Source organism: Hydrogenophaga flava NBRC 102514, from assembly GCF_001571145.1.
In the GTDB taxonomy this organism is placed as follows: domain Bacteria; phylum Pseudomonadota; class Gammaproteobacteria; order Burkholderiales; family Burkholderiaceae_C; genus Hydrogenophaga; species Hydrogenophaga flava.
Genome location: NZ_BCTF01000003.1, coordinates 279,545 through 302,743, shown reverse-complemented (window position 1 = coordinate 302,743; position 23,199 = coordinate 279,545). Strand labels below are relative to the sequence as shown.

Genomic DNA, 23,199 nt, shown 5'->3' with positions numbered 1-23,199 from the left:
AGACGACCCCATGAAAAAGACTTTTGCCATCGCCCTGTTCCCCTTCGTCGTCCTGGCGCTGGGCGCCTGCTCCACCGGCGGTGCTGGTGCCGACTACGACCAGGCCCACGCCCGTGTGGTGAGCGCCTCGTTCCAGCCCAACGGCATCGCCACGCTGGACTACCTCACGCAGGACGAAGCCAACCGCCTGTGCAGCGCCGCCGACGTGGCCGGCAAGCCGCTGGACGAGAAAACCGCCAAGGCCATCGAAGAGGCCGCGCTCAAGACCATCAAGATGCCCAGCGACGGCAAGTTCATCGGCGACTGGAAGGAGGGCGAGAAGATCGCCCAGAGCGGCCGCGGCCTGACCTGGACCGACGACGCCAAGACGGTCAACGGCGGCAATTGCTACAACTGCCACCAGATGGACAAGAAGGAAATCTCCTTCGGCAATCTCGGCCCCAGCCTCTACAACTACGGCAAGCTGCGCGGCGTGAGCGACCCGGACGCGCCGGCCTCCAAGGCCGTCGTGGAATACACCTGGGGCAAGCTGTGGAACTCGCGCGCCTACAACGCGTGTTCGCAGATGCCGCGCGCCGGCCACAAGGGCATCCTGAACGAGAAGAACCTCAAGGACGTGATGGCCCTGTTGCTGGACCCCAAGTCGCCCATCAACCAGTAATCCCACCCCACACATTGCCGCGCACGGTGCCCTGCAAGCCAGGGCATCGCGGAACGGGCTTTGCCCGGCCGCAGATGCCGCCCCCTTTCAAGGGGGTCGCGCGCAGCGCGGCGGGGGTGTTTCGAAAGGACTTTTATGAGCTTCAGCCGTCGTGAATTCATGCAGGTGCTGGCCGTGGCGAGCGCGGGCGGCATGGCCCTGAACCACCAGGACGTGCTCGCGGGTAAGCCGGGCGCCGCCATGAAGATGTACGACCTGCCGAAGTTCGGCAACGTCAGCTTCCTGCACTTCACCGACTGCCACGCGCAGCTCATGCCCATCCACTTCCGCGAGCCCAATGTGAACCTGGGCGTGGCCGATGCGGTGGGTCGTCCGCCGCACATCGTGGGCGAGGCGCTGCTCAAGCACTTCAAGATCCGCCCCGGCACGCCCGAGGCGCACGCCTTCACCTACCTGAATTTCGAGAAGGCCGCGAAGACCTATGGCAAGGTCGGCGGCTTCGCGCACCTGGCCACCCTGGTCAAGATGCTCAAGGCCAGCCGCCCCAATGCCATGCTGCTCGATGGCGGTGACACCTGGCAGGGCAGTGCCACCGCGCTGTGGACCAACGGGCAGGACATGGTCGACGCCTGCAAGCTGCTGGGCGTGAACGCCATGAGCCCGCACTGGGAGTTCACTCTGGGCGAGGCGCGCGTCAAGGAGATCATCGAGAAGGACTTCGCCGGCCAGCTCGACTTCCTGGCGCAGAACGTCAAGACCAACGACTTCGGCGACCCGGTGTTCAAGCCCTACGTCATCAGGGAAATGAACGGCGTGCCAGTGGCCGTGATCGGCCAGGCTTTCCCCTACACGCCGATCGCGAACCCGCGTTATATGGTGTCCAACTGGGAGTTCGGCATCCAGGACGACAACATGCAGAAGATGGTCGACGAGGTCCGTGCCAAGGGCGCACAGGCCGTGGTCGTGCTCTCGCACAACGGCATGGACGTGGACGTCAAGATGGCCTCGCGCGTGACCGGCATCGACGCCATCCTGGGCGGCCACACGCACGACGGCATGCCCGCGCCGCTGGTGGTGAAAAACGCCAAAGGCCAGACCCTGGTGACCAACGCCGGCTCCAACAGCAAGTTCCTCGGCGTGCTCGACTTCGATGTGCGCGACGGTAAGGTGCAGGACTTCCGCTACAAGCTGCTGCCCGTGTTCGCCAACCTGCTGCCGGCCGACAAAGAGATGCAGGGCTACATCGACAAGGTGCGCGCGCCCTACAAGGCCAAGCTCGACGAAAAACTCGCTGTCTCAGAAGGTCTGCTGTACCGTCGCGGCAACTTCAACGGCTCGTGGGACCAGCTCATCGTGGACGCGCTGATGGAGGCGAAGGGCGCCGACATGGCCTTCTCGCCCGGCTTCCGCTGGGGCACCACCATCCTGCCGGGCCAGGCCATCACGCGCGAGCTGATGATGGACCAGGTGGCCATCACCTACCCGACCAGCACGCTGACCGAGATGTCCGGCGAGACCATCAAGACCGTGCTGGAAGACGTCTGCGACAACCTGTTCAACCCCGACCCCTACTACCAGCAGGGCGGCGACATGGTGCGCGTGGGCGGCCTGGCCTACACCTGCGACCCGAACGCCGGGGCGGGCAAGCGCATCAGCAACATGGTGCTGAACGGCAAGCCCATCGAAGCCAGCAAGACCTACAAGGTGGCGGGCTGGGCGCCGGTGGCCGAAGGCGCCAGGGGCGAGCCGATCTGGGACGTGATGGAGGCCTACTTCAAGAACCACAAGACCATCGCGCCGCGCAAGATCAACACGCCCAGGCTGTTGGGCATGCAGGGCAACCCCGGCATGGTGGTCTGAGGTTCAGTCGCGCGATTCCAGCGCGCGGTTCAGGCGCAGCGCGCCCAGGGTGCAGGCCGCGCCCGAGAGCAGGTACAGGCTGACGAAGGCGAGTCCGAAGTGGGCCGACAGGCCCAATGCCACCAGCGGTGCGAAGGCGGCGCCGAACAGCCAGGCCAGGTCGGATGTGAGCGCCGCACCGGTGTAGCGGAAGCGCGGCGCGAAGTTGGCCGTGACCGTGCCCGAGGCCTGGCCGTAGGACAGGCCCAGCAGCACGAAGCCGATCAGGATGAACAGGTCCTGGCCCACTTCGCCCCCGTTGAGCAACATGGGCGCGAAGCCGCTGAACACGCCGATCAGCACCGCCAGGCTGCCCAGGGTCGTGCGGCGGCCATAGCGGTCGGCCAGCCAGCCCGAAGCCACGATGGCGCCCGCGCACAGGAAGGCGCCGACGATCTGCACCACGAGGAAACCGGTCACCGGCTGACCGGCGTAGATGTGGATCCACGACAGCGGGAACACCGTGACGATGTGGAGGAGGGCGTAGCTGGCCAGCGCGGCGAAGGCGCCGATGAACACGTTGTGGCCCTGTGAGCCCAGCAGCTCGGCGGTGGACACGGGCTCGAATTCCTGCCGGTTCAGCAGGCCTTCTTCCTCGTGCGCGCTCACCAGCTGCAGGCGGGCGAACAGCGCGACCACGTTGATGGCGAAGGCCACGAAGAAGGGGTAGCGCCAGCCCCAGCTGAGGAAGTCCTCCTGCGACAGGCTGCTGGTGAGGTAGGCGAACAGGCCGGCGGCCAGCACGAAGCCCAGTGGCGCACCGAGCTGGCCCAGCATGGCGTACCAGCCGCGGCGGCTGGCGGGTGCGTTCAGCGCAAGCAGCGAGGGCAGGCCGTCCCACGAGCCGCCCAGCGCCAGGCCCTGGCCCAGGCGCAGCAGCGTCAGCAGCACGATGGCGGCGCTGCCCAGGCTGGCGTGGCCCGGCAGGAAGGCCATGCCCGCGGTGCAGGTGCCCAGCACGAAGAGGGCGAGGGTGAGTTTGGTGGCGCGGCCCCAGCGGCGCTGCACCGCCATCGACAGCACCGTGCCGATGGGGCGGGTGACGAAGGCCAGCGCGAAGATGCCGAAGGCGAACAGGGTGCCGTCCAGCCGGCTCAGGTGCGGGAAGAACACCGCCGGGAACACCAGCACCGAGGCGATGCCAAAGACGAAAAAGTCGAAGTATTCCGAGGTCCGTCCGATCACCACGCCGACGGCGATGTCGCCCGGGCTGGTGTGTTCGTGGGACGGGGCGGCGGGCTGGCGGGGCGTGGCGCCAGGGGTTTCAAGGCTGTGGCTGGGCATGTGGGATTCCGGAGAGCCGATTTTGAGCGACCCCTATATCGTGACTCGAAGTCCGGCGCATTGACATAGGACAAAACGTCCAATCGAAAACGTTGCGGAAAGCCGATACATTCCCGCCGATTCCGCAACTGGGGTTTTCCCGGTTCGGCTTGTCGAGAAACCCTCCTGCTCCGCATGCGCCCCACCACACCCCTCCGTCTCGCCGCCTTGCCCCTGCTCGCCAGCCTGCTGACGGGCTGCAGCAAGCTGGTCGTGCTCAACCCCGCCGGTGACGTGGCCGCCCAGCAGGGCGACCTGGTCGTGATCGCCACCGTGCTGATGCTGCTGATCATCGTGCCGGTGATCGCGCTGACCCTGTGGTTCGCATGGCGATACCGCCAGAGCAGCCAGCACGCAGAGACCGACTACGCGCCCGACTGGCACCACTCGACCAAGCTGGAACTGGTGATCTGGGCCGCGCCGCTGGTGATCATCATCGCGCTGGGGGCCATCACCTGGATCACCACCCACAAGCTCGACCCCTACCGCCCGCTGGACCGCATCTCCGAGCAGAAGGCCCTGCCCGAGAACGTGAAGCCGCTGGAGGTGCAGGTGGTGTCGCTGGACTGGAAGTGGCTGTTCGTGCTGCCCGAGCAGGGCATCGCCACCGTCAACGAGCTGGCCGCGCCGGTGGACCGCCCGATCCGCTTCACGCTGACCTCCAGCACCACCATGAACGCGTTCTACGTGCCCGACCTGGCCGGCATGATCTACACCATGCCCGGCATGCAGACCGAGCTGAACGCGGTGATCAACAAGCCTGGCGTGTTCCGCGGCCTGTCCTCGCACTACAGCGGCGCCGGCTTCTCGGGCATGAACTTCCGCTTCCACGGCCTGAGCGAACAGGACTTCACCCAGTGGGTGGCCAAGGCCAAGGCCGAGGGCCAGCCCCTGACCCGCCAGTCCTACCTGGCGCTGGCCCAGCCCAGCGAGCGCCACCCGGTGGCGCGCTTCTCGTCGGTCGAGGACGGCCTGTTCGACCGCGTGGTGGGCCTCTGCGTGGAAGAGGGCAAGACCTGCATGCACCAGGTGATGGCGCTCGACGCCTCGCGCAACCGCGCCCACCGCAGCACCCGTGCCCTGGAAGCCGCCGCCGCGCAGGAGATCTGCTCTGCCGAGGACACGCTGCCCACGTTCACCGCCCGCCCCTGAGCACCGACCGACCCGTTCACCCAAGACACCACCATGTCCGCTGATCCTTCTTCCGTTTCCAACCACTGGCTGCTGGGGCGCCTGACCTGGGACTCGATCCCGATGACGCACGAGCCCATCCTCCTGTGGACCTTCGTGGCCGTGGTGCTCGGCGGCCTGGGCGTGCTCGCCCTGCTGACGAAATTCCGCCTGTGGGGCCCGCTGTGGCGCGACTGGTTCTGCAGCATCGACCACAAGAAGATCGGCATCATGTACATGATCCTGGGCCTGGTGATGCTGCTGCGCGGCTTCGCCGACGCGATCATGATGCGCCTGCACCAGGCCATGGCCTTCGGCGACAACCTGGGCTATCTGCCGCCGCACCACTACGACCAGATCTTCACCGCCCACGGCGTGATCATGATCTTCTTCGTGGCCATGCCGCTGGTCACCGGGCTGATGAACTACCTGGTGCCGCTGCAGATCGGCGCGCGCGATGTCGCCTTCCCGTTCCTCAACAACTTCAGCTTCTGGATGACCACGGCCGGCGCGGTGCTGGTGATGGTCTCTCTGTTCCTGGGCGAGTTCTCCACCTCGGGCTGGCTGGCGCTGTCCAACCTCGGCAACCAGAACCCCGGCGTGGGGCTGGACTACTACATCTGGTCGCTGCAGATCGCCGGGGTGGGCACCACGCTCTCGGGCATCAACCTGCTGGTGACCATCGTGAAGATGCGTGCGCCGGGCATGGGCCTGATGCGCATGCCGGTCTTCACCTGGACCGCACTGTGCACCAACGCGCTGATCGTCGCTTCCTTCCCCATCCTCACGGCCGCACTGGTGCTGATGAGCCTGGACCGCTACGTCGGCACCAACTTCTTCACCAACGAGCTGGGCGGCAACCCCATGCTCTACGTGAACCTGATCTGGATCTGGGGCCACCCCGAGGTCTACATCCTGATCCTGCCGGTGTTCGGCATCTTCTCCGAGGTGGTCGCCACCTTCAGCGGCAAGCGCCTGTTCGGCTACACGTCGATGGTCTACGCCACGGTTTGCATCACCATCCTGTCCTACCTGGTGTGGCTGCACCACTTCTTCACCATGGGCTCGGGCGCCAGCGTGAACTCGTTCTTCGGGATCACGACCATGATCATCTCGATCCCCACGGGCGCGAAGATCTTCAACTGGCTGTTCACCATGTACCGCGGCCGCATCCGCTTCGAGGTGCCGATGCTGTGGACGGTGGGCTTCATGGTCACCTTCGTCGTCGGCGGCATGACGGGCGTGCTGCTGGCCGTGCCACCGGCCGACTTCGTGCTGCACAACTCGCTGTTCCTGATCGCTCACTTCCACAACGTGATCATCGGCGGCGTGGTGTTCGGCCTGTTCGCCGGCATGGTGTACTGGTTCCCCAAGGCCTTCGGCTTCCGGCTCGACGACTTCTGGGGCCGCGTGTCCTTCTGGTTCTGGCTGGCCGGCTACTGGTTCGCCTTCACGCCGCTGTACGTGCTGGGCCTGATGGGCGTGACGCGCCGCGTCAGCCACTTCGAGGACCCGTCGCTGCAGATCTGGTTCCAGATCGCCCTGTTCGGCGCCGTGCTGGTGGCCATCGGCATCGCCAGCTTCCTGGTCTGCATCGCCGTCAGCTTCCTGCGGCGCGAGCAGCTGCGCGACCACACGGGCGATCCGTGGAATGGCCGCACGCTGGAGTGGGCCACCTCGTCGCCCCCGCCCCAATACAACTTCGCCTTCACCCCGGTGGTGCACGACATCGACGCCTGGGCCGACATGAAGAAGCACGGCTACCAGCGCCCGCTGTCCGGCTTCAAGGCCATCCACATGCCGCTGAACACCGGCGCCGGTGTGGTGCTGTCGGCGCTCTCGCTGGTCTGGGGCTTCGCGCTGATCTGGCACATGTGGCCGCTGGCCATCGCCTCGTTCGCGGCCATCGTGCTCGCGGCCATCGTGCACACCTTCAACTACCAGCGCGACTACCACATCCCCGCGTCCGAAGTGACCGCCACCGAACACGCACGCACCCAACTGCTGGCCCGCCATGTCTGACATCGCCCTCACCCCCGGCGCCGCGCGCGCCTACCACCTCGACCGCGAGCAGCACCCCGAGAACGGCACCGCGCTGGGCTTCTGGCTCTACCTGATGAGCGACTGCCTCATCTTCGCGGCGCTGTTCGCCACCTACGGCGTGCTCGGCCGCAGCTACGCCGGCGGTCCCGGCGGCGCCGAGCTGTTCGATCTGAAGCTGGTGGCGATCAACACCGCCTTCCTGCTGCTCTCGTCCATCACCTTCGGTTTCGCCATGCTGCAGCAGCAGCAGGGCAAGGTCGGCGGCACGCTGGGCTGGCTGGCCGTCACCGGCGTGTTCGGCCTGTGCTTCCTGGGCGTGGAGCTGTACGAATTCGCCCACCTGATCCACGAAGGCGCCACACCGCAGAGCAGCGCCGCCATGTCGGCCTTCTTCACCCTGGTCGGCACGCACGGCCTGCACGTCACCTTCGGCTGCATCTGGCTGGTGGTGCTGATGATCCAGATCGCCCAGCGCGGCCTGACGCGCGAGAACAAGCGGCGCCTGATGTGCCTCTCGATGTTCTGGCACTTTCTGGACGTGGTCTGGATCGGCGTCTTCACCTTTGTCTACCTGATGGGAGTGCTGTGAGCACCGCCCGGCCGCCCGAAGGGGCTCGCACCGCAGGCCGCAAGGCCGGAGGATTTCTATGAGCGCGCACGACACCGCAATCCACCACGGCGGTCATCACGATGACCACGGCCACGGCCACGGCCACGGCCATGACGAAGATGGCGCCCCGCACAGCAGCTTCTCGGGCTACATGGTGGGCTTCGTGCTCTCCATCATCCTCACCGCCATCCCGTTCTGGCTGGTCATGGACGGCGTCATCACCCACCGGCCCACAGCGGTGATGGTGCTCGGCGCTTTCGCGGTGGCCCAGATCCTGGTGCACATGGTGTGTTTCCTGCACATGAACGGCAAGGTCGAAGGCGGCTGGACTCTGCTGTCGACCATCTTCACCGTGGTCTTCGTGGCCATCGCCATCGCCGGTACGCTCTGGGTCATGTTCCACATGAACGAGAACATGATGCCGGCGCACGGCGGCCACGCCGCCCACACGCCCGCCGCGGCGCCGCACAGCACCCCATGACGCTGCGACGCGCCCTGCTGGCCGGAGCGGGCGCGCTGCTGTGCGGGCTGTTCCTGGCGCTGGGCGCCTGGCAGGTCCAGCGCCTGGCCTGGAAGAACGATCTCGTGGCCCGTGTGGCCGCGCGGACGCACGCCGAGCCGGTGGCCGCACCCGGCGCGGACACCTGGCCGGCGCTGCAGGCCGACCCCGCCGCCGAGGAGTACCGGCGCGTGCGCCTCAGCGGCGAGTTCCTGTACGGCGCCGAGCAGCTGGTGCAGGCCGTCACCGAGCGCGGCGCGGGCTTCTGGGTGATGGCGCCGCTGCGAACCGCCGACGGCTCCGTGGTCTGGATCAACCGCGGCTTCGTGCCCTCGGCTTCCCAGTGGCAGACCCGGCGCGAGGCCGCCCGCTGCACCGGCCCGGCGACCGTCACCGGCCTGCTGCGGCGCACCGAACCCGGCGGCGGCTTCCTGCGCCGCAACGACCCGGCGGCTGGGCGCTGGTTCTCGCGCGACGTGCAGGCGCTGTCGGCGGCCGCAGGCCAATCACCCGCCAAGGTGGCGCCGTATTTCGTCGACGCCGGGGCCGACGCGCCCTGCGCAACGCCCGACGGGCCAGTGGGTGGGCTCACCGTGCTGCGCTTCTCCAACAACCACCTGGTCTACGCGCTGACCTGGTTCGCGCTGGCCGCGATGACCGTGGCCGCCACGGTCTTTGTGCTGCGCGACGGTGCGCGGCGGCGGCTTCCCGGACAATCCGGAGCCTCCTCCTGATGTATCTGGTCGGCACCGCAAGCCCCATGGTGACTGTCGCAAACCCGTCGTACGCCGCCGTCGGTCCGGACCAGGCGGCGGGCCTGAAGAACCTGCAGCAGCTGATCCAGCTGCGCTGGATGGCCCTGTTCGGCCAGATCGCGACGGTGGCGGTGGTGGCCCATGGCATGGACATCCCGATCCCCGAGCACATCATGTACGCGGTGCTGGCGGGGCTCGGTGCGTTCAACCTGCTCTCGCTGCTGCGCTGCCGCTCGCCGCTGCCGGTGACCGGCCCCGAGCTGCTGCTCACCCTGCTGGTGGATGTGGGCGCGCTCACCGCCTTGCTCTACCTCAGCGGGGGTGCCACCAACCCCTTCGTGTTCCTGTTCCTGCTGCAGGTGATCCTGGGCGCGGTGCTGCTGCCGGTCTGGGCCACCTGGGTCATGGTGGGCGTGACCACGCTGTGCTTCGCGGGCCTGGCCCTGTGGGCGCCGCCGCTGCCGCTGCCGCTGGACCACGACCAGGGCCTGGCCAGTCCCTACACCCAGGGCATGCTGATCTGCTTCGTGCTCAACGCCGTGCTGCTGGTGGTGTTCATCTCGCGCATCGTGGACAACCTGCGCGAGCGCGACACCCGCCTGGCCCTGCTGCGACAGCGCGCGGCCGAGGAGGAGCACGTGGTGCGCATGGGCCTGCTGGCCTCGGGTGCGGCGCACGAGCTGGGCACGCCGCTGTCCACGCTGGCGGTGATCCTGGGCGACTGGCAGCACCTGCCCCATTTCAGCTCCGAACCCGAACTGGCCGACGACGTGGCGGAGATGCAGGCCCAGGTGGCGCGCTGCAAGGCCATCGTCAGCGGCATCCTGCTCTCGGCCGGTGAGGCGCGCGGCGAATCGTCCAGCGAGACCACGGTCTGCGCCTTCCTCGACAGCGTGGTCCAGGCCTGGTGCGAGCGGCGCAACTGCAGCGCCCTGAACTACCACAACGCCTTCGGCGACGACCTGCCCATGGTGGCCGACTCGGCCATCCAGCAGATGATCGGCAACGTGCTGGACAACGCGGCCGATGCCTCGCCGCAGGCGGTGTGGTTCGAGGCCCGCCGCGAGGACGACGCGCTGGTGCTCACCGTCTGGGACCAGGGCCCGGGCTTTGCGCCACAGCTGCTGCCGCAGATCGGCAAGCCCTACCAGAGCACCAAAGGCCATCCTGGCGGTGGGCTGGGCCTGTTTCTGGTATTCAACGTGGCACGCACGCTGGGCGGCGATGTGGTGGTGGGCAACCTGGCCGAAGGCGGGGCGCAGGTCCGCATCACGCTGCCGCTGGCCGCCATCACCCTGGCCGAGGACGCGCCCCATGGCATCTGACGACACCGCTTCTGCGCAACGCCTGCTCATCGTCGAGGACGACGCGGCCTTCGCGCGTACACTGGCCCGTTCCTTCGAGCGCCGCGGCTACGAGGTGCGCGTGGCTGCCAGCCTGGATCAGCTCACCACCGTGCTGGCCGGTGGCTACGCGCCCACCCGCGCGGTGGTGGACCTAAAGCTCCAGGGCGAGGCCTCGGGCCTGGCCTGCGTGCGCACGCTGGTGGCGCACGACGAAGGCATGCTCATCGTGGTGCTGACCGGCTTCGCCAGCATCGCCACCGCGGTGGAAGCCATCAAGCTCGGCGCCTGCCACTACCTGGCCAAGCCCTCCAACACCGACGACATCGAGGCCGCGTTCGGCCGCTCCGAAGGCACGACCGAGGTCGCGCTGACCAGCCGGCCCAGCTCGATCAAGACCCTGGAGTGGGAGCGCATCCACCAGGTGCTGGCCGAAACCGGCTTCAACATTTCCGAGACCGCCCGCCGCCTGGGCATGCACCGCCGCACCCTGGCGCGCAAGCTCGACAAGCAGCAGGTGAAGTGAGGCGGGTGGTACCCCGTCAGCGCTTCGCCTCGGCCCGTTTCAAGATCTCCTCGGGCGTGCCGTTCCAGACCTCGAAGAAGCCCTCACTCTGCTTCACCTGCATCCAGGTCGACCACTTGGTGCGCGCCAGCGCCGGGTCGGTGACGGCCAGGTTCTTCTGCTCCACGCCCAGGGCCAGTGAGCCGCCGCGCTGGTAGCCCGGTTGCGCCTGGGCCTGCTTCACCATCGCCTGCACCTTCTTCAGCTCGGCCTGCGTGGCCGGTGGCAGGCTGTAGACCAGCCAGCGGCGGCCAGGGCCGGGCGCGTCCAGGCCCAGCGTGGCCCCGCTGGCGGTGGTCATGGCCAGCGGCAGCTGGCGGTCCACCGGCGCGAACGCGCCCTCGACTTTTGGCTTGAGCTGGATGTGAAGCAGGGGCACGGCGCCAGCCGGTGGCACCACGCGCGCGTCCACCTGCAGCGCGGCCATGAACTGCGCCGGGTCGGCCTCCAGCAGCTGGCCGGACAGCTGGGCCAGCCGGGGCAGGGAGGTGAGGGGAATGCCGCCGCAGGCCGCCAGCGCGGCGGCGCAGGCGAGCAGCAGGCTGCGGCACAACAGAAGGGGAGTGGGGTGTGACATGGGCTTGACTTTCATTGTTGGTCGGTAAAAAATTATCATAAAACAATAAAATTAAGTCAAACCCTCCCGAACGAAAGCGACCCATGAACACGACTGAATCCCATCCCGTTCCCCTGTCCTCGCAGCGCGTGCGCCGCATCAGCCGCTGGATGGTGGCGGCCTGCTGGGCGCTGCTGGTCACCCTGCCGCTGGCCCTGGTGTATTACTGGGCCACGGCCACCGAGGTCATGCTGGCCGGCCACGCCAATCTGCCTGCGCAGGCCATTGCCGCACCGCTGGCGCTGTGGCAGCGCATCGCGGGTGCTGTGGTCATGGCGCTGCCGCTGGGCCTGCTGCTGGCGGGCGTGTGGCAGGCGCGGCGCTGCTTCGGCATGTTTGCGCAGGGTCAGGTGTTCACGCTGCAGGCCACCGCGTTGCTGGGCCGCTTTGCGGGCTGGGTGGCCTGGGCCGCGCTGGCGTCCATGCTCGCCAGCAGCGCGACCTCGGTGCTGCTGACCCTGAACAACCCGCCCGGCCAGCGCCACCTCTCGGTGGGCATCGGCTCGGACCTGGTGTTCACGCTGTTCTTTGCCGGTCTGGTGTGGCTGATGGCGGCGGTGATCGCCCAGGGGCAGACGCTGGCCGAAGAGAACGAGGGTTTTGTCTGATGCCCATCACCGTGCAGCTGGACGTGATGCTGGCGCGGCGCAAGGTCAAGTCGCGCGACCTGGCCGAATTCGTCGGCATCACCGAGGCCAACATGTCCCTGCTCAAGCAGGGCAAGGTCAAGGGCGTGCGCTTCGAGACGCTGGAGAAGATCTGCGAGTACCTGCAGTGCCAGCCGGGCGATCTGCTGGTGTACGCACCCGACGGCGAGCTGCCGCCGGGCTGAGGGTCGTCAGAAGCGCAGGCCCAGGCTCAGCGAATAGCCGTTGACGCTGGCGCCACCGCTGTCGAGGTAGTTCATGTAATCCACGCTCAGCGACAGGTTGCTGGTGGGCATCAGGCGCAGGCCGCCGCCGTAGGACAGCTTCTTGTCCTCGCCCGAACCCAGGCCCTGGAAGCTGAGCTTGGTGCGCGCCATGCCGACGCGGCCGAACAGCTCGACCGGGCCGAGGCCGATCTTGGGTGCCACGTACAGGCCGTAGAGCTGGTCGATCTTGCCGCTGTAGCGCGTGCCGTTGTTGCTGTTGGTGTAGGCGCTGCTGCCCGAGTTGACGGCGCCGATGGCTTCGAGCGCCAGGCCGTCGGTGATCTGCAGGCCCACCAGCCCCCGGATCATGGCCGGGTTGGCGCTGGCGCGCAGGCCGATGACCGGCACCGACAGCTTCATGGACAGGGCGGAATAGCCCAGCTCGCCGTACACGCTCTGGGCCATGGCCGCAGGGGTGGTTGCTGCTGCCAGCAAGGCAGCCAGTGCCAAAGGTTTGAATGTCATGTCCGCTCCGCTGATGAATGAATGGTTGTGAATTTCATTCTAGGAGCTTGGTTCCGTTTGTCGAGGGTACGGATTCCATAATCCGTGCCTAATGCACACCCTCGAACAACTGCGGCGCGGCGACCTGGCCGGCGCCACCCGCCTGGACCTCTCCTGCGGTCTGTCCGAACTGCCCGCCGAGGTGCTCGGCCTGGCCGATTCGCTGGAGGTGCTCAACCTCAGCGGCAACCGCCTGACCACACTGCCCGCATGGTTGCCGCGGCTGCAGCGGCTCAAGGTGATCTTCGCGTCGGACAACCCCTTCGCCACGCTGCCCGAGGTGCTGGGCGACTGCCCGGCGCTGGAGATGGTGGGCTTCAAGGCCTGCCGCATCACCCGGGTGCCCGCCGCCGCGCTGCCGCCGGCCCTGCGCTGGCTGATCCTCACCGACAACGCCATCGAGACCCTGCCCGATGCGCTGGGCGAGCGGCCGCGCCTGCAGAAGCTCATGCTCGCCGGCAACCGGCTGCAGGCCCTGCCCGAAGGGCTGGCCGGTGCGCAGCGGCTGGAACTGCTGCGCATCTCGGCCAACCGCTTTGAGCGGCTGCCCGACTGGCTGCTGCGCCTGCCGCGCCTGTCGTGGCTGGCGCTGGCCGGCAACCCGCTGGGCTGGGCGGTGCCGCCGCTGCGGCTGCCTGTGGTGAACTGGAGCGACCTGACACTGGGCGAGGCCCTGGGCGAAGGTGCCTCGGGCCGGGCTTTGCGCGCCACGGTCGCCGGGCGGCCGGACGAGCTGGCCCTCAAGCTGTTCAAGGGCGCGGTCACCAGCGACGGCCTGCCCGAGCACGAAATGGCCGCCGGTGGCGCTGCGGGGGCGCACCCCGCGCTGTGCACCCCGGTGGCCCGGCTGCAGGGCCACCCCGACGGTGCGCAGGGCATGCTGCTGCCGCTGATCCCGCCCGGGCATGTGCTGCTGGCTAGGCCGCCCAGCCTGGCCAGCTGCACGCGCGACGTGTATCCCGACGGCTGGCGCCTGGCCGCCGGGCCGGCGCTGCGGCTGCTGCGCTGCATGGCCGACGCGGTGGCCCACCTGCACGGGCACGGCGTGGTGCACGGCGACCTCTACGCCCACAACATCTTGTGGAACCCGGCCACCGGCGACGCCCTGCTCAGTGACTTCGGCGCCGCCGCCCTGCTGCCCGCCGACCAGCCGGCGCTGGCCCGTGCGCTGCAGGCGCTGGAGGTGCGGGCCTTCGGTTGCCTGCTGGAGGAACTCGGAGAGGGCCTGGATGTCACACAGGGCGAACCGGTGCATGCCATGATCGCCGGCCTGGCCCGGGCCTGCATGGCCACCGATCCCGGTGAGCGGCCAACCATGGCCGAGGTCTCGCGCCTGTTGAACAAGGAGCTTTGATGAGTTGGCTGATCCTGGGTCTGGTGCTGTTTCTGGGCGTGCATTCGGTCGCCATCGTCTCGCCCGCTGGGCGCGACCGGCTGGTGGCGCAGTTGGGCGAGGGCGCCTGGAAGGGCCTGTACGCGCTGGTCTCGGCCGTGGGGCTGGGGCTGATCGTCTGGGGCTACGGTCTGGCGCGCGAGAACCCGGTGCTGGTCTACAGCATGCCGGGCGGCATGCGCCACCTGGCGGCGCTGGTGCTGCTGCCGGTGTTCGTGCTGCTGCTGGCGGCCTACCTGCCCGGGCGCATCCAGCGCGCCACCAAACACCCCATGCTGCTGGCCGTCAAGCTCTGGGCGCTGGGCCACCTGCTGGCGCAGTCGGTCACCGGCGGCAGCCTGGCCGATATCCTGCTGTTCGGCGGCTTCCTGTTCTGGGCCGCGGCCGACCGCGTCTCGCTCAAGCGCCGCGCACAGGCTGGCACCTTGCGGACGGTGCCGGTGCTGCCCGCCAGCGGAGCCAACGACCTGATTGCGGTGGTGGGCGGGCTGGCGCTCTATGGCCTCACGGTGATCTGGGCGCACGCCGCCCTGTTTGGTGTTCGCCCGTTCGGAGGATGACGAGATGACCCCCCTGCGCCGCTTCGCGTCTTCCCCCCTGGAAGGGGGGACAGCACCTGTGGCCCGGCGAAGCCGGTTCCACGGTGCCTGCTGGATGGGGACCCTGCTGCTCGCTGCGGCTCCTGTGTTCGCCGCTTCTCCTCAGGCCGAGGTGGTGGCCAACGGCCTTCAGAACCCCTGGGGCCTGGCCTTCATCGGCGATGGCCGCATGCTGGTCACCGAGCGCCCTGGCCGCATGCGCATCGTCGAGCCCGACGGCCACATCGGTGCGCCGCTGGCTGGTGTGCCCAAGGTCGACGCGGTCGGTCAGGGCGGCCTGCTGGACGTGGTGGCCGACAGCCAGTTCGAGCGCAACCGCACGATCTACTTCTGCTTCTCCGAACCCGGCCAGGGTGGCAACTCCACCGCGCTGGCCTCGGCCCGGCTCTCGGATGACGCCACGAAGCTGGAAGACGTGAAGGTGGTCTTCAGCCAGAAGCCGAAGTTCGCCAGCCGGGTGCATTTCGGCTGCCGCATCGCCGAGGCCAAGGACCACACCCTGTTCCTCACGCTGGGCGACCGCTTCCAGCGCATGGACGACGCGCAGACCCTGGACAACCACCACGGCAAGGTGGTGCGCCTGCGCAAGGACGGCAGCGCGCCGCCCGACAACCCCTTCACCACCAAACCCGGCGCGCTGCCCGAGATCTGGAGCTACGGCCACCGCAACCTCCAAGGAGCGGCCATCGGGCCGGACGGCCGGCTCTGGACCAGCGAACACGGCCCTCAGGGAGGCGACGAGATCAACCGCCCCGAGGCCGGCAAGAACTACGGCTGGCCCGTCATCACCTACGGTGAGAACTACGGCGGCGGCGCCATCGGCGAGGGTCTCAGCACCAGGGACGGCATGGAACAGCCGCTGCACTACTGGGTGCCCTCGATCGCGCCCTCCGGCATGGCCTGGGTCACCAGCGAGCGCTACGGCAAGGACTGGAAGGGCAGCATGCTGGTGGGCTCGCTCAAGTTCCGCTACCTGGTGCGGCTGAAGTTCAACGGCACCAAGCTGGTGAAGGAGGAGAAGCTGCTGCCCGACCTCAACCAGCGGGTGCGCGACGTGCGCCAGGGGCCGGACGGTCTCATCTACCTGCTCACCGACCACGTCCGGGGCCAGCTGCTGCGCCTGCAGCCGCACTGAGGGTACTTTCCGGTCCGCGCTGCCGAGGCCGTTGGCCTACGCGTACCCCACCCAGCCCCGGAAGCTCAGTCCCGCATAGAACAGCGCGACCCGCTGGAAACCGGCCTCGCGCAGGAGCGCCTCGTCCTCTTCTGGCGAGAGGATCGACAGTTGCGATTGCATCGCCTGCAGGGACGTTTCTGCGGCGGCGGCCGGCGTTCCCGCGAAGGCCAGGTGCCGCGACAGCCAGAGGGACCGCTCGGGCTCGGCGGAGGGAATGCTGATGTGCACCACGACAAAGGGCGCGCCTGCCTTGAGGCGCTGGCGCACTGCGCGCAGCGTCGCCAGCTTGTGCGCGTGCGGGATGAAGTGGAAGACGAGCAGCGATGTCGCGCCGTCGAACGGCCCTGGCGGGGCCACATCGATGCGGCCTTCGTGGAGGACCACCCGACTCCGGTAGGGTTGAACGGTCTGCTCTGCCAGCGTCAGCATGTCCCTCGATGGGTCGACGCCGTCGAAGCGCCACCCGGGCTGTTCGCGGGCCAGCGCGTCGATCTCCATGCCGCCGCCGGCGCCAAGCACGAGGATGCGTGCATCGGGCGGGACCTGCTCGGCCAGCAGCAGCCCCACCATGCGGTGCAGGCTGGCAAAGCCCGGCACCTGCCTCGGTGGTCCGTCCAGGTAGGGGTGGATCGTGGTGGGTGTTCCGCTGGTGTTCATGGGTGGGTCTCCGAGTTGGCTTCTGGCCCGCGCACCGCGACAAAAGCCAGCAGCAGCGACATCACGACCACGCCGACCCACATCGCCTGCTTCCAGCCCTGGACGAAGGCCTCTTGCGCGCTTCGGTAGACCAGGGCGGCGTGGGGGCCTGCCTCGCGGGCCATGTCCTGCGCGGTGCCGAACTCCCGGGTGACGTCGTTGAGTGCGGAGGCCACGCCCTGCTGTTCGCGGGGCAGCGAGGAGGTGATGGCCTCCGTGGCAGGCGCCATGGCCAGCCCCATCCCGGTTCCCATGGCGACCATGCCCGGGAGCACCGAGAGATAGCCGCCCTCGACCGACACCAGGGCCGCCATGAGGGCCAGACCGGCGCCACCGAGCAGGATGCCTGCGGCCAGGGTGTGCTTGGGTCCGATGCGGCGGGTCAAGCGCGGGGCGACGCTGGAGAAGGCCATCATCAGGATCGCCATCGGCATGAGCGCCACCGTGGCGCGCAGACCAGACCAGCCCAGTACGGACTGGAAGAAGGGGTACAGAACAATGAACACCCCCGCCTGCACCCCGAACCACGTCAGGAGCGCCACCGCGCCGCTGCTGAGGCTGCGTTGGCGGAACAGGCGGATGTCCAGGATGGGTGCTGGTTGGCGCCGCTCCCAGCCGATGAACGCCGCGGTGGCACCAAGACCGACCAGCAGCCCGGCAAGCACCGCTCCGTCGGTCCAGCCCAGCCGGGGGCCCTCGTGCAGAAAGAAGATCAGCCCCACGATCGCCACGACGGACAGCAGCGAGCCCACCACATCGAGCGGGTGGGTGAAGCGCTCCCTGGAGTTCGGCAGACGAAGCCCGGCCATGACCGCCGCCACGATGACCAGCGCCACGGGCAGCGCAAACAGCCAGCGCCAGGACAGCAGGTCGACCAGGACGGCGGAGAGGAACATGCCCAGCACGCCGCCACCGCCCGCCACCCCCGTCCACACGCCGATGGCCCTGGAGCGCTCTTCAGCGGGAAACACCGATGTGATGACCGAGAGGGTGACCGGCATGATGCACGCCGCCCCGACGCCGCCGAGCAGGCGTGCGGCCAGCATCACCGAGGTGCTGGTTGCCAGCGCCGACAGCACATTGGCCACGCCGAACACCAGCAGACCCGCCAGCAACACCGGCTTGCGGCCCCAGCGGTCGCCCGCGGCGCCCAGGGGCAGCAGCAGGGCCGCCAGGCTGATGGTGTAGGTGTTGATGATCCAGAGCACCTCGGCCTGAGTGGCGTGCAGGTCCCGTGCGAGGTGCGGCTGGGCCACGTTCAAACCCGTCACGGCGGCAATCACCGCCATGAGTGCGATGCACACGGTCAACAGGATGCCCTGGCGCTGGCGCGCGCCATGCACGGTGAGGTCCGCGTGGTCCGGTGTGGCCGGCACCTTGTCCTGGTTGGGTGGGTTCAGCTGTGGCATTGAATATCATGAATCATCAAAAGCAACTTGATCATACATGATCAAATATCAGTTGATGTTTCATGACGGGAAAAACGGATGAACAAGGACACGCGCCTGTCCGACGTGCTGCATGTGCTGCTGCACCTGGGGCATGCGAAGGAGCCCATCACCTCCGAGGTGCTGGCCAGGAGCATGGGAACCAACCCCGCCGTGTTCCGGCGGACCATGGCGGGCCTGCGGGCGGCGGGCTACGTCAGCGCCGAGAAGGGCCACGGCGGCGGGTGGCTGCTGGCCAGGCCCCTGCAGGAGATCTCCCTGCTCGATGTCTACATCGCCCTGGGCCGGCCCACCCTGTTTGCCTTCGGCAACCGCGAGCGCGACCCGGCTTGCCAGGTGCAGGAACGTGTCAACGCGGTGCTGGCGGACAGCATGGCGCAGGCCGAAGCACTGTTTGTCCAGCGCTTTGCAGAGGTCTCACTCGCCGAGCTCGCACCGAAGGCACTGTCGAAGGCTGCCAAGCCCTGCTGACCGGCGGGCGGCCTCATGCGGCAGGCCGCGCCACGCCCTCCAGATAGGCGCGGCACATCACCACCAGCTGGCGGCGCAGCTTGCGCGCCTCGGTGGGCCGCAGGTGGCGCTCGAAGGCGTTCCGCACTGCGCCAAACACGACGGTGACGAGCGTGAGATTCACGCTTTTGAGATCGGCGAACGTCGCGTCGCTCGCGCTGGCGAGCATCGCCGAGGTGGCCGCGTTCGCCCGGCTGGCGAAGGCATCGATCATCGCCTGGTTGTCCAGCTCGGCGACAGAGCGGTAGAGCGCCCGGGTCACGTCCGCGCGCTCCATCTTCGCTCGCCAGTAGGTGTCGATCAGCGCTTCCACCATCTCGCCGATGGGGCGGCCCCGACAGGCCTGGCAGGTGGCTTCGATCCTCGCGGCCAGGGCCTCCAGATAGCGCTCGTTGAGCGCATAGACCAGCGACTCCTTGTGCGGGAAGTACTGGTACATCGTGCCGACAGACACACCCGCCCGCTCGGCCACCTTGGTGGTGGTCAGCCGGTGCATGCCGTCCGCGACCAAAAGCTGAATGGTGGCCTCAAAAATCGCGTCCAGCGTGAACGCCGATCGGGCCTGGCGCGGCGTCTTTCTTGGGTTCAGCGAGCGTGAAGTGGTGGAAGCCAAAAGCGAATCCTCAAACTGAATGATTCTTCATATAGTGCCGGCGTTGCATTTTCTCTGAAAGGACTTCTTGCATGACCACAAATCGCATTGCACTCGTCACCGGCGCGAACAAAGGCATCGGACTCGAAATCGCCCGGCAGCTGGCACAGGCCGGCGTCTACGTCCTCATCGGCGCCAGGGACGACGACCGCGGCCGCACCGCCGTCGCTGATCTTGCCCGCCAGGGACTGGCCTCCCAGGCTCTGCAACTCGATGTCACGGACGCAGCGAGCATCAGCGCCGCTGCGCTGGCGATCCGGAACGAGCACGGCAGGCTGGACATCCTGGTCAACAACGCCGGCATCTTCGATGCGACCGATGGCCCGCCGGGCAAGGCCTCGATGGACGCCGTGCGCCGGGTGTTCGAGACCAACTTCTTCGGTGCCCTGGCGGTGACGCAGGCGATGCTGCCGCTGCTGCGGGAAGCCCCAGCCGCGCGCATCGTGAACCTGTCGAGCTCGCTCGGTTCGCTCACGCTCAACGGCGACCCGTCGTCGACCTACTATGCGGCGCAATACATCGGATACAACGCCTCCAAGGCGGCGCTGAACATGCTGACCGTGCAGCTCCGGGAGGCGTTGCGCGGCACGCCCATCGTCGTCAACTCGGTCAGCCCGGGCTTCGTCAAGACCGATCTGACCGGCTACGGCACCATGACCCCGGCCGAGGGTGCGAGGCTGCCGGTGCAGCACGCCCTGGCGGGTGAGGACAACGGTGCGTTTGTCGAGCCGGGGGGCACCACACCCTGGTAAGGCCCGACAGGTCCGCCCGCAGCCCCGTGCGGTGCGCGGGGCTGATTCTGCGGCGATGGCTCAGAGGTCCTGGGCCAGGCGCAGGCCGCTGAACTGCCAGCGCGCCTCGGTCGGGAAGAAGTTGCGGTAGCTGGCGCGAATGTGGTCGCGCGGTGTGGCGCACGACCCGCCGCGCAGCACCATCTGGTTGATCATGAACTTGCCGTTGTATTCGCCCACCGCGCCCGCCCAGGGCCGGTAGCCGGGGTAGGGCAGGTAGGCGCTGGCGGTCCATTCCCACACGTCGCCGCCCATCTGCTGCAGACCCGGTTCATTGTCTGCGCTGCGCGCGAGCGGCACCGGGTGCAGGGCACCGCTGTCCTGGAAGTTGCCGCCGCCGGCCCAGCGCCCACCCAGGCGGCGGGCTGCGTGTTCCCACTCGGCTTCGGTGGGCAGCCGGACCGGTGCGCTCTGCTGCGCGGCGCTCCAGCGCGCGTAGGCGTCGGCCTCGAACCAGCTGATGTGGACCACGGGCGCGTGCGGGTCGATGGGCACGCGGCCGTGCAGGGTGAAGCTGGTCCAGCTGCCATGCTGCTCGGGGTCGCCGCCCGCTTCCTCGTTCTTTTGCCAGTAGAGCGGTGCGTTGATGCGCTGGGCGCGCAGCCAATCCCAGCCGGCGGCCATCCACCAGCGCGGGTCGCTGTAGCCGCCGTCGTCCATGAAGGCACGCCACTCGCCCTGCGTCACCAGCCGGTTCGCCAGCGCGAAGGGCCGCAGCAGCACGGCGTGGCGTGGGCTTTCGTTGTCGAAGGCGAAGCCCTCGCCGCCGTAGCCGATCTCGCCGACGCCGCCCTCGAACGCGCACCAGCGCAGGGGCTGCGGCGCCACCGGGCCCGGTGGCCGTGGCGGGTGGTAGACCGGGTCGGTCGGGTTGCACGAGAGCAGGTGCTTGATGTCGGTGAGCAGCAGCTCCTGGTGCTGCTGTTCGTGCTGCAGGCCCAGCTCGACCAGCGTGGCCAGCTCGGGCGCCAGGCCCTGCGCGAACAGCCGGGCGATGCGAGCGTCGACCTGCGCGCGGTAGGCGCGCACCTCGGCCATGCCCGGCCGTGTGATGAGGCCGCGCTGGGGCCGCGGGTGCTGATCGCCCACACCCTGGTAGTAGCTGTTGAACAGCACGCGGTAGGCCGGCTCGAACGGCTGGAAGCCGGGCTCGGCGCGTTCGAGAATGAACGTCTCGAAGAACCAGGTGGTGTGTGCCAGGTGCCACTTGGTGGGGCTGGCGTCGGGCATGGACTGCACCTGGCAGTCGGCCTCGGACAGCGGCGCGGCCAGCGCCAGCGTCTGGTCGCGCACGGCGTGAAAGCGGCGCTGTAGGGCCGACAGCGGGGTGGGCGGCGGTACGGGTGTGTTCATGGGGTCACCGCGTCATCCACCGGCGTGCGCCCAGGCTGGCGGCGTCGACGATGGCCACCAGCAGCAGCATGGCGCCCAGCACGGTGGCGGTCTTGGGCATGTGGAACAGGCCCATGTGAAAGGCTAGCAGCTGGCCCAGGCCACCCGCGCCGACCACGCCGAGCACGGCGGCGGCGCGGATGTTGTTTTCCCAGCGGTAGAGCGTGTAGCTCATCAGCTGCGGCAGCACCTGCGGCAGCGTGGCGTAGAGGAACACGCGGCCGTGGCCCACGCCCTGTGCGCGCAGCGCCTCGGCTGGGCCGGGCGGTGCGTTCTCCACCGCCTCGGCGAACAGGCGGCCGAGCACACCGGAAGTGTGCAGCGCCAGCGCCAGCGTGCCGGCCAGCGGGCCGAGGCCGGCCGAGATCAGCAGCAGCGCGGCCCATACCAGCTCGGGCACGCTGCGCAGCGCGTTGAGTAGCAGGCGCGTGGGGGCGCGGGCCCGCGCCGCGTCGCCCGCGTGCAGCCGCGCGGCGGGCAGGGCCAGCGCCAGCCCGGCCATGGCGGCCAGCAGTGTGCCCACGGCCGACATGGCCAGCGTTTCCCAGGCGGCCACGGCCACCTTGTGCAGGAAGGCGGGCGAGGTGTCGGGGGGGAAGAACTCGCCCACGAAGCGGCCCATGCTGGCCGCCGCCTCGGCCGAGAAAAACTGCGCCCACTGCAGGTCAAGCGACCAGAAGCTCGCCACCACCAGCACCAGCACCAGCAGGCCGACGGTGAACCAGCAGGCCTTGCAGCGCGCGCCGAACAGCGACGGCGGCAGCCGGTAGACCTCGTTGGCGGCGCGGGGCTTGTTCATCCCAATACCTTTCTGAGCCATGCACTGACCCGGTCCGCGAAGGCGACCAGGGCCATGAACACCAGCAGCATGGTCGCGACCTCGCCGCCGTTGAACATCTTCATCGAGTTGTCCATCTGTTGGCCCAGGCCGCCCGCGCCGACAAAGCCCAGGATGACCGAGGAGCGGATTGCGCATTCCCAGCGGTAGACGGTGTAGCTCGTCAGCTCGGCCGCGCTCGCGGGCAGCAGGCCGTAGAAGAAGGCCTGCAGGCGGCCGGCGCCGTTGCGCAGCAGGGCATCGGTGGCGTGGGTCTCGCCGCTTTCCAGGATCTCGCCGTAGACCTTGCCCAGCATGCCGCCGTAGGTGAGCGCAATCGCCAGCACGCCGGCCGTGGGACCGAGTCCGACCACGCGCACGAACACCAGCGCCCACACCAGCTCGGGGATGCTGCGCAGCACGATCAGCCCCCAGCGCGCGAGCTGGCGCAGCCAGAACGGCCCGCGCGCCATGCGGCCGGACAGTGCCGAGACCGACAGCACCCGTGTCGACAGCAGCGCCAGCGGCACCGCGATCAGCAGTGCCAGCGCCACGCCCGCGGTGGCCATGGCCACGGTGCGCCAGGTCTCTTTCAGCACCATGGTGAGGAACTCGGCCGAGTGCGCGGGCGGGAAGAAGCTGGCGATGAACTGGCCACTGACCCGCAGGCTCTGCTCTTCGAGCATCACCCAGGGCCGGAACTCGGTGGCCACCAGCAGCGGCCACAGCAGCACCAGGCCGGCGCCGGCCCAGAACAGGCGCGGCAGCCAGGCCGGGTCGCGGGTGGGCGCGTTGCGCGCGGGCAGGGCGGTGGTGGTCATGG

At 68.5% G+C, this 23,199-nt stretch carries 25 protein-coding genes; 16 read left to right on the top strand and 9 right to left on the bottom strand.

The window, feature by feature from the left end:
• Nucleotides 1–10 precede the first annotated feature (10 nt).
• On the top strand, nucleotides 11–661 hold the full coding sequence (gene soxX, locus HFL01S_RS04820; RefSeq protein ID WP_066255421.1) for a sulfur oxidation c-type cytochrome SoxX: 651 nt from the start codon (nucleotides 11–13) through the stop codon (nucleotides 659–661).
• A 135-nt stretch (nucleotides 662–796) separates the two neighbouring features.
• Nucleotides 797–2,521 carry a thiosulfohydrolase SoxB gene (gene soxB, locus HFL01S_RS04815; protein WP_066255419.1) on the top strand — a complete coding sequence of 575 codons (1,725 nt, stop codon included), beginning with the start codon at nucleotides 797–799 and terminating at the stop codon, nucleotides 2,519–2,521.
• A gap of 3 nt (nucleotides 2,522–2,524) precedes the next feature.
• On the opposite strand, the gene HFL01S_RS04810 is transcribed toward soxB, so the two are convergent.
• Nucleotides 2,525–3,844 (bottom strand): MFS transporter, encoded by a 1,320-nt coding sequence (locus tag HFL01S_RS04810; protein ID WP_066255416.1) that lies wholly within the window; start codon nucleotides 3,842–3,844, stop codon nucleotides 2,525–2,527.
• Nucleotides 3,845–4,018: 174 nt separating this feature from the next.
• Between HFL01S_RS04810 and cyoA the strand changes: the two genes are divergently transcribed.
• From cyoA to HFL01S_RS04775, 7 genes are read left to right on the top strand one after another with little or no spacing between them, the layout of a single operon-like run.
• A complete protein-coding gene (gene cyoA / locus HFL01S_RS04805) occupies nucleotides 4,019–5,035 on the top strand; it encodes a ubiquinol oxidase subunit II (RefSeq protein ID WP_066255413.1) in 1,017 nt (338 codons plus the stop codon).
• 33 nt (nucleotides 5,036–5,068) lie between these two features.
• A complete protein-coding gene (cyoB, locus tag HFL01S_RS04800) occupies nucleotides 5,069–7,075 on the top strand; it encodes a cytochrome o ubiquinol oxidase subunit I (protein ID WP_066255411.1) in 2,007 nt (668 codons plus the stop codon).
• Nucleotides 7,068–7,685: a cytochrome o ubiquinol oxidase subunit III gene (gene cyoC / locus HFL01S_RS04795; RefSeq protein ID WP_066255406.1), complete on the top strand. Its 618-nt coding sequence runs from the start codon at nucleotides 7,068–7,070 to the stop codon at nucleotides 7,683–7,685. The genes cyoB and cyoC overlap by 8 nt, the downstream gene beginning before the upstream one ends.
• A 58-nt stretch (nucleotides 7,686–7,743) precedes the next feature.
• Nucleotides 7,744–8,187, top strand: a complete 444-nt coding sequence (gene cyoD, locus HFL01S_RS04790) for a cytochrome o ubiquinol oxidase subunit IV (protein WP_066255404.1) — start codon at nucleotides 7,744–7,746, stop codon at nucleotides 8,185–8,187.
• On the top strand, nucleotides 8,184–8,939 hold the full coding sequence (locus HFL01S_RS04785; protein ID WP_066255401.1) for an SURF1 family protein: 756 nt from the start codon (nucleotides 8,184–8,186) through the stop codon (nucleotides 8,937–8,939). Before cyoD ends, HFL01S_RS04785 begins: the two co-directional genes overlap by 4 nt.
• Before the next feature lie 26 nt (nucleotides 8,940–8,965).
• Nucleotides 8,966–10,285, top strand: coding sequence for an ATP-binding protein (locus tag HFL01S_RS04780; RefSeq protein ID WP_066255497.1), 1,320 nt, complete (start codon nucleotides 8,966–8,968; stop codon nucleotides 10,283–10,285).
• Nucleotides 10,275–10,829 (top strand): response regulator transcription factor, encoded by a 555-nt coding sequence (locus HFL01S_RS04775; RefSeq protein WP_066255398.1) that lies wholly within the window; start codon nucleotides 10,275–10,277, stop codon nucleotides 10,827–10,829. The genes HFL01S_RS04780 and HFL01S_RS04775 overlap by 11 nt, the downstream gene beginning before the upstream one ends.
• A 16-nt stretch (nucleotides 10,830–10,845) precedes the next feature.
• Here HFL01S_RS04775 and HFL01S_RS04770 read toward each other — a convergent pair whose 3' ends face one another.
• Nucleotides 10,846–11,445, bottom strand: a complete 600-nt coding sequence (locus tag HFL01S_RS04770) for a hypothetical protein (RefSeq protein WP_157538760.1) — start codon at nucleotides 11,443–11,445, stop codon at nucleotides 10,846–10,848.
• Nucleotides 11,446–11,528: 83 nt separating this feature from the next.
• Between HFL01S_RS04770 and HFL01S_RS04765 the strand changes: the two genes are divergently transcribed.
• Together HFL01S_RS04765 and HFL01S_RS04760 are read left to right on the top strand one after the other, a co-directional pair.
• Nucleotides 11,529–12,092 carry a DUF2975 domain-containing protein gene (locus HFL01S_RS04765; RefSeq protein WP_084383090.1) on the top strand — a complete coding sequence of 188 codons (564 nt, stop codon included), beginning with the start codon at nucleotides 11,529–11,531 and terminating at the stop codon, nucleotides 12,090–12,092.
• Complete coding sequence (locus HFL01S_RS04760; RefSeq protein WP_066255391.1) at nucleotides 12,092–12,316, top strand: helix-turn-helix domain-containing protein; 225 nt, start codon at nucleotides 12,092–12,094, stop codon at nucleotides 12,314–12,316. Before HFL01S_RS04765 ends, HFL01S_RS04760 begins: the two co-directional genes overlap by 1 nt.
• 6 nt (nucleotides 12,317–12,322) lie before the next feature.
• Here HFL01S_RS04760 and HFL01S_RS04755 read toward each other — a convergent pair whose 3' ends face one another.
• A complete protein-coding gene (locus HFL01S_RS04755; RefSeq protein WP_066255388.1) occupies nucleotides 12,323–12,862 on the bottom strand; it encodes an outer membrane beta-barrel protein in 540 nt (179 codons plus the stop codon).
• Between the two features lie 91 nt (nucleotides 12,863–12,953).
• On the opposite strand from HFL01S_RS04755, the gene HFL01S_RS04750 reads away from it, so the two are divergent.
• The 3 genes from HFL01S_RS04750 to HFL01S_RS04740 all read left to right on the top strand — a co-directional run bounded on the left by HFL01S_RS04750 (nucleotide 12,954) and on the right by HFL01S_RS04740 (nucleotide 16,028).
• Entirely contained in the window at nucleotides 12,954–14,255 is a 1,302-nt protein-coding gene (locus tag HFL01S_RS04750; RefSeq protein WP_066255386.1) for a leucine-rich repeat-containing protein kinase family protein, read from the top strand.
• Nucleotides 14,255–14,854 carry an NnrU family protein gene (locus HFL01S_RS04745; protein WP_066255384.1) on the top strand — a complete coding sequence of 200 codons (600 nt, stop codon included), beginning with the start codon at nucleotides 14,255–14,257 and terminating at the stop codon, nucleotides 14,852–14,854. The genes HFL01S_RS04750 and HFL01S_RS04745 overlap by 1 nt, the downstream gene beginning before the upstream one ends.
• A 94-nt stretch (nucleotides 14,855–14,948) precedes the next feature.
• Nucleotides 14,949–16,028, top strand: coding sequence for a PQQ-dependent sugar dehydrogenase (locus HFL01S_RS04740; RefSeq protein ID WP_066255382.1), 1,080 nt, complete (start codon nucleotides 14,949–14,951; stop codon nucleotides 16,026–16,028).
• A gap of 36 nt (nucleotides 16,029–16,064) precedes the next feature.
• Here the strand turns inward: HFL01S_RS04740 and HFL01S_RS04735 are convergent, their stop codons facing one another.
• Nucleotides 16,065–16,727, bottom strand: a complete 663-nt coding sequence (locus HFL01S_RS04735) for a class I SAM-dependent methyltransferase (RefSeq protein ID WP_066255380.1) — start codon at nucleotides 16,725–16,727, stop codon at nucleotides 16,065–16,067.
• Nucleotides 16,724–18,175: an MFS transporter gene (locus HFL01S_RS04730; protein WP_066255379.1), complete on the bottom strand. Its 1,452-nt coding sequence runs from the start codon at nucleotides 18,173–18,175 to the stop codon at nucleotides 16,724–16,726. Before HFL01S_RS04730 ends, HFL01S_RS04735 begins: the two co-directional genes overlap by 4 nt.
• A 78-nt stretch (nucleotides 18,176–18,253) precedes the next feature.
• Here HFL01S_RS04730 and HFL01S_RS04725 point away from each other — a divergent pair, with 78 nt between their 5' ends.
• Entirely contained in the window at nucleotides 18,254–18,685 is a 432-nt protein-coding gene (locus tag HFL01S_RS04725) for an Rrf2 family transcriptional regulator (RefSeq protein WP_066255375.1), read from the top strand.
• A 13-nt stretch (nucleotides 18,686–18,698) separates the two neighbouring features.
• Here HFL01S_RS04725 and HFL01S_RS04720 read toward each other — a convergent pair whose 3' ends face one another.
• A complete protein-coding gene (locus HFL01S_RS04720; protein ID WP_066255371.1) occupies nucleotides 18,699–19,337 on the bottom strand; it encodes a TetR/AcrR family transcriptional regulator in 639 nt (212 codons plus the stop codon).
• A gap of 71 nt (nucleotides 19,338–19,408) precedes the next feature.
• Here HFL01S_RS04720 and HFL01S_RS04715 point away from each other — a divergent pair, with 71 nt between their 5' ends.
• Entirely contained in the window at nucleotides 19,409–20,128 is a 720-nt protein-coding gene (locus tag HFL01S_RS04715; RefSeq protein ID WP_066255368.1) for an SDR family NAD(P)-dependent oxidoreductase, read from the top strand.
• Between the two features lie 60 nt (nucleotides 20,129–20,188).
• Here the strand turns inward: HFL01S_RS04715 and egtB are convergent, their stop codons facing one another.
• Genes egtB through HFL01S_RS04700 form a run of 3 tightly spaced genes read right to left on the bottom strand, consistent with a single transcriptional unit; the run spans nucleotide 20,189 to nucleotide 23,197 of the window.
• The gene (gene egtB / locus HFL01S_RS04710; RefSeq protein WP_066255365.1) at nucleotides 20,189–21,520 is read right to left on the bottom strand and encodes an ergothioneine biosynthesis protein EgtB; all 1,332 of its coding nucleotides are present in this window, start codon (nucleotides 21,518–21,520) and stop codon (nucleotides 20,189–20,191) included.
• Between the two features lie 4 nt (nucleotides 21,521–21,524).
• Nucleotides 21,525–22,358: a phosphonate ABC transporter, permease protein PhnE gene (gene phnE / locus HFL01S_RS04705; protein WP_066255363.1), complete on the bottom strand. Its 834-nt coding sequence runs from the start codon at nucleotides 22,356–22,358 to the stop codon at nucleotides 21,525–21,527.
• The gene (locus HFL01S_RS04700; RefSeq protein WP_066255360.1) at nucleotides 22,355–23,197 is read right to left on the bottom strand and encodes a PhnE/PtxC family ABC transporter permease; all 843 of its coding nucleotides are present in this window, start codon (nucleotides 23,195–23,197) and stop codon (nucleotides 22,355–22,357) included. Before HFL01S_RS04700 ends, phnE begins: the two co-directional genes overlap by 4 nt.
• Between the last annotated feature and the right edge of the window lie 2 nt (nucleotides 23,198–23,199).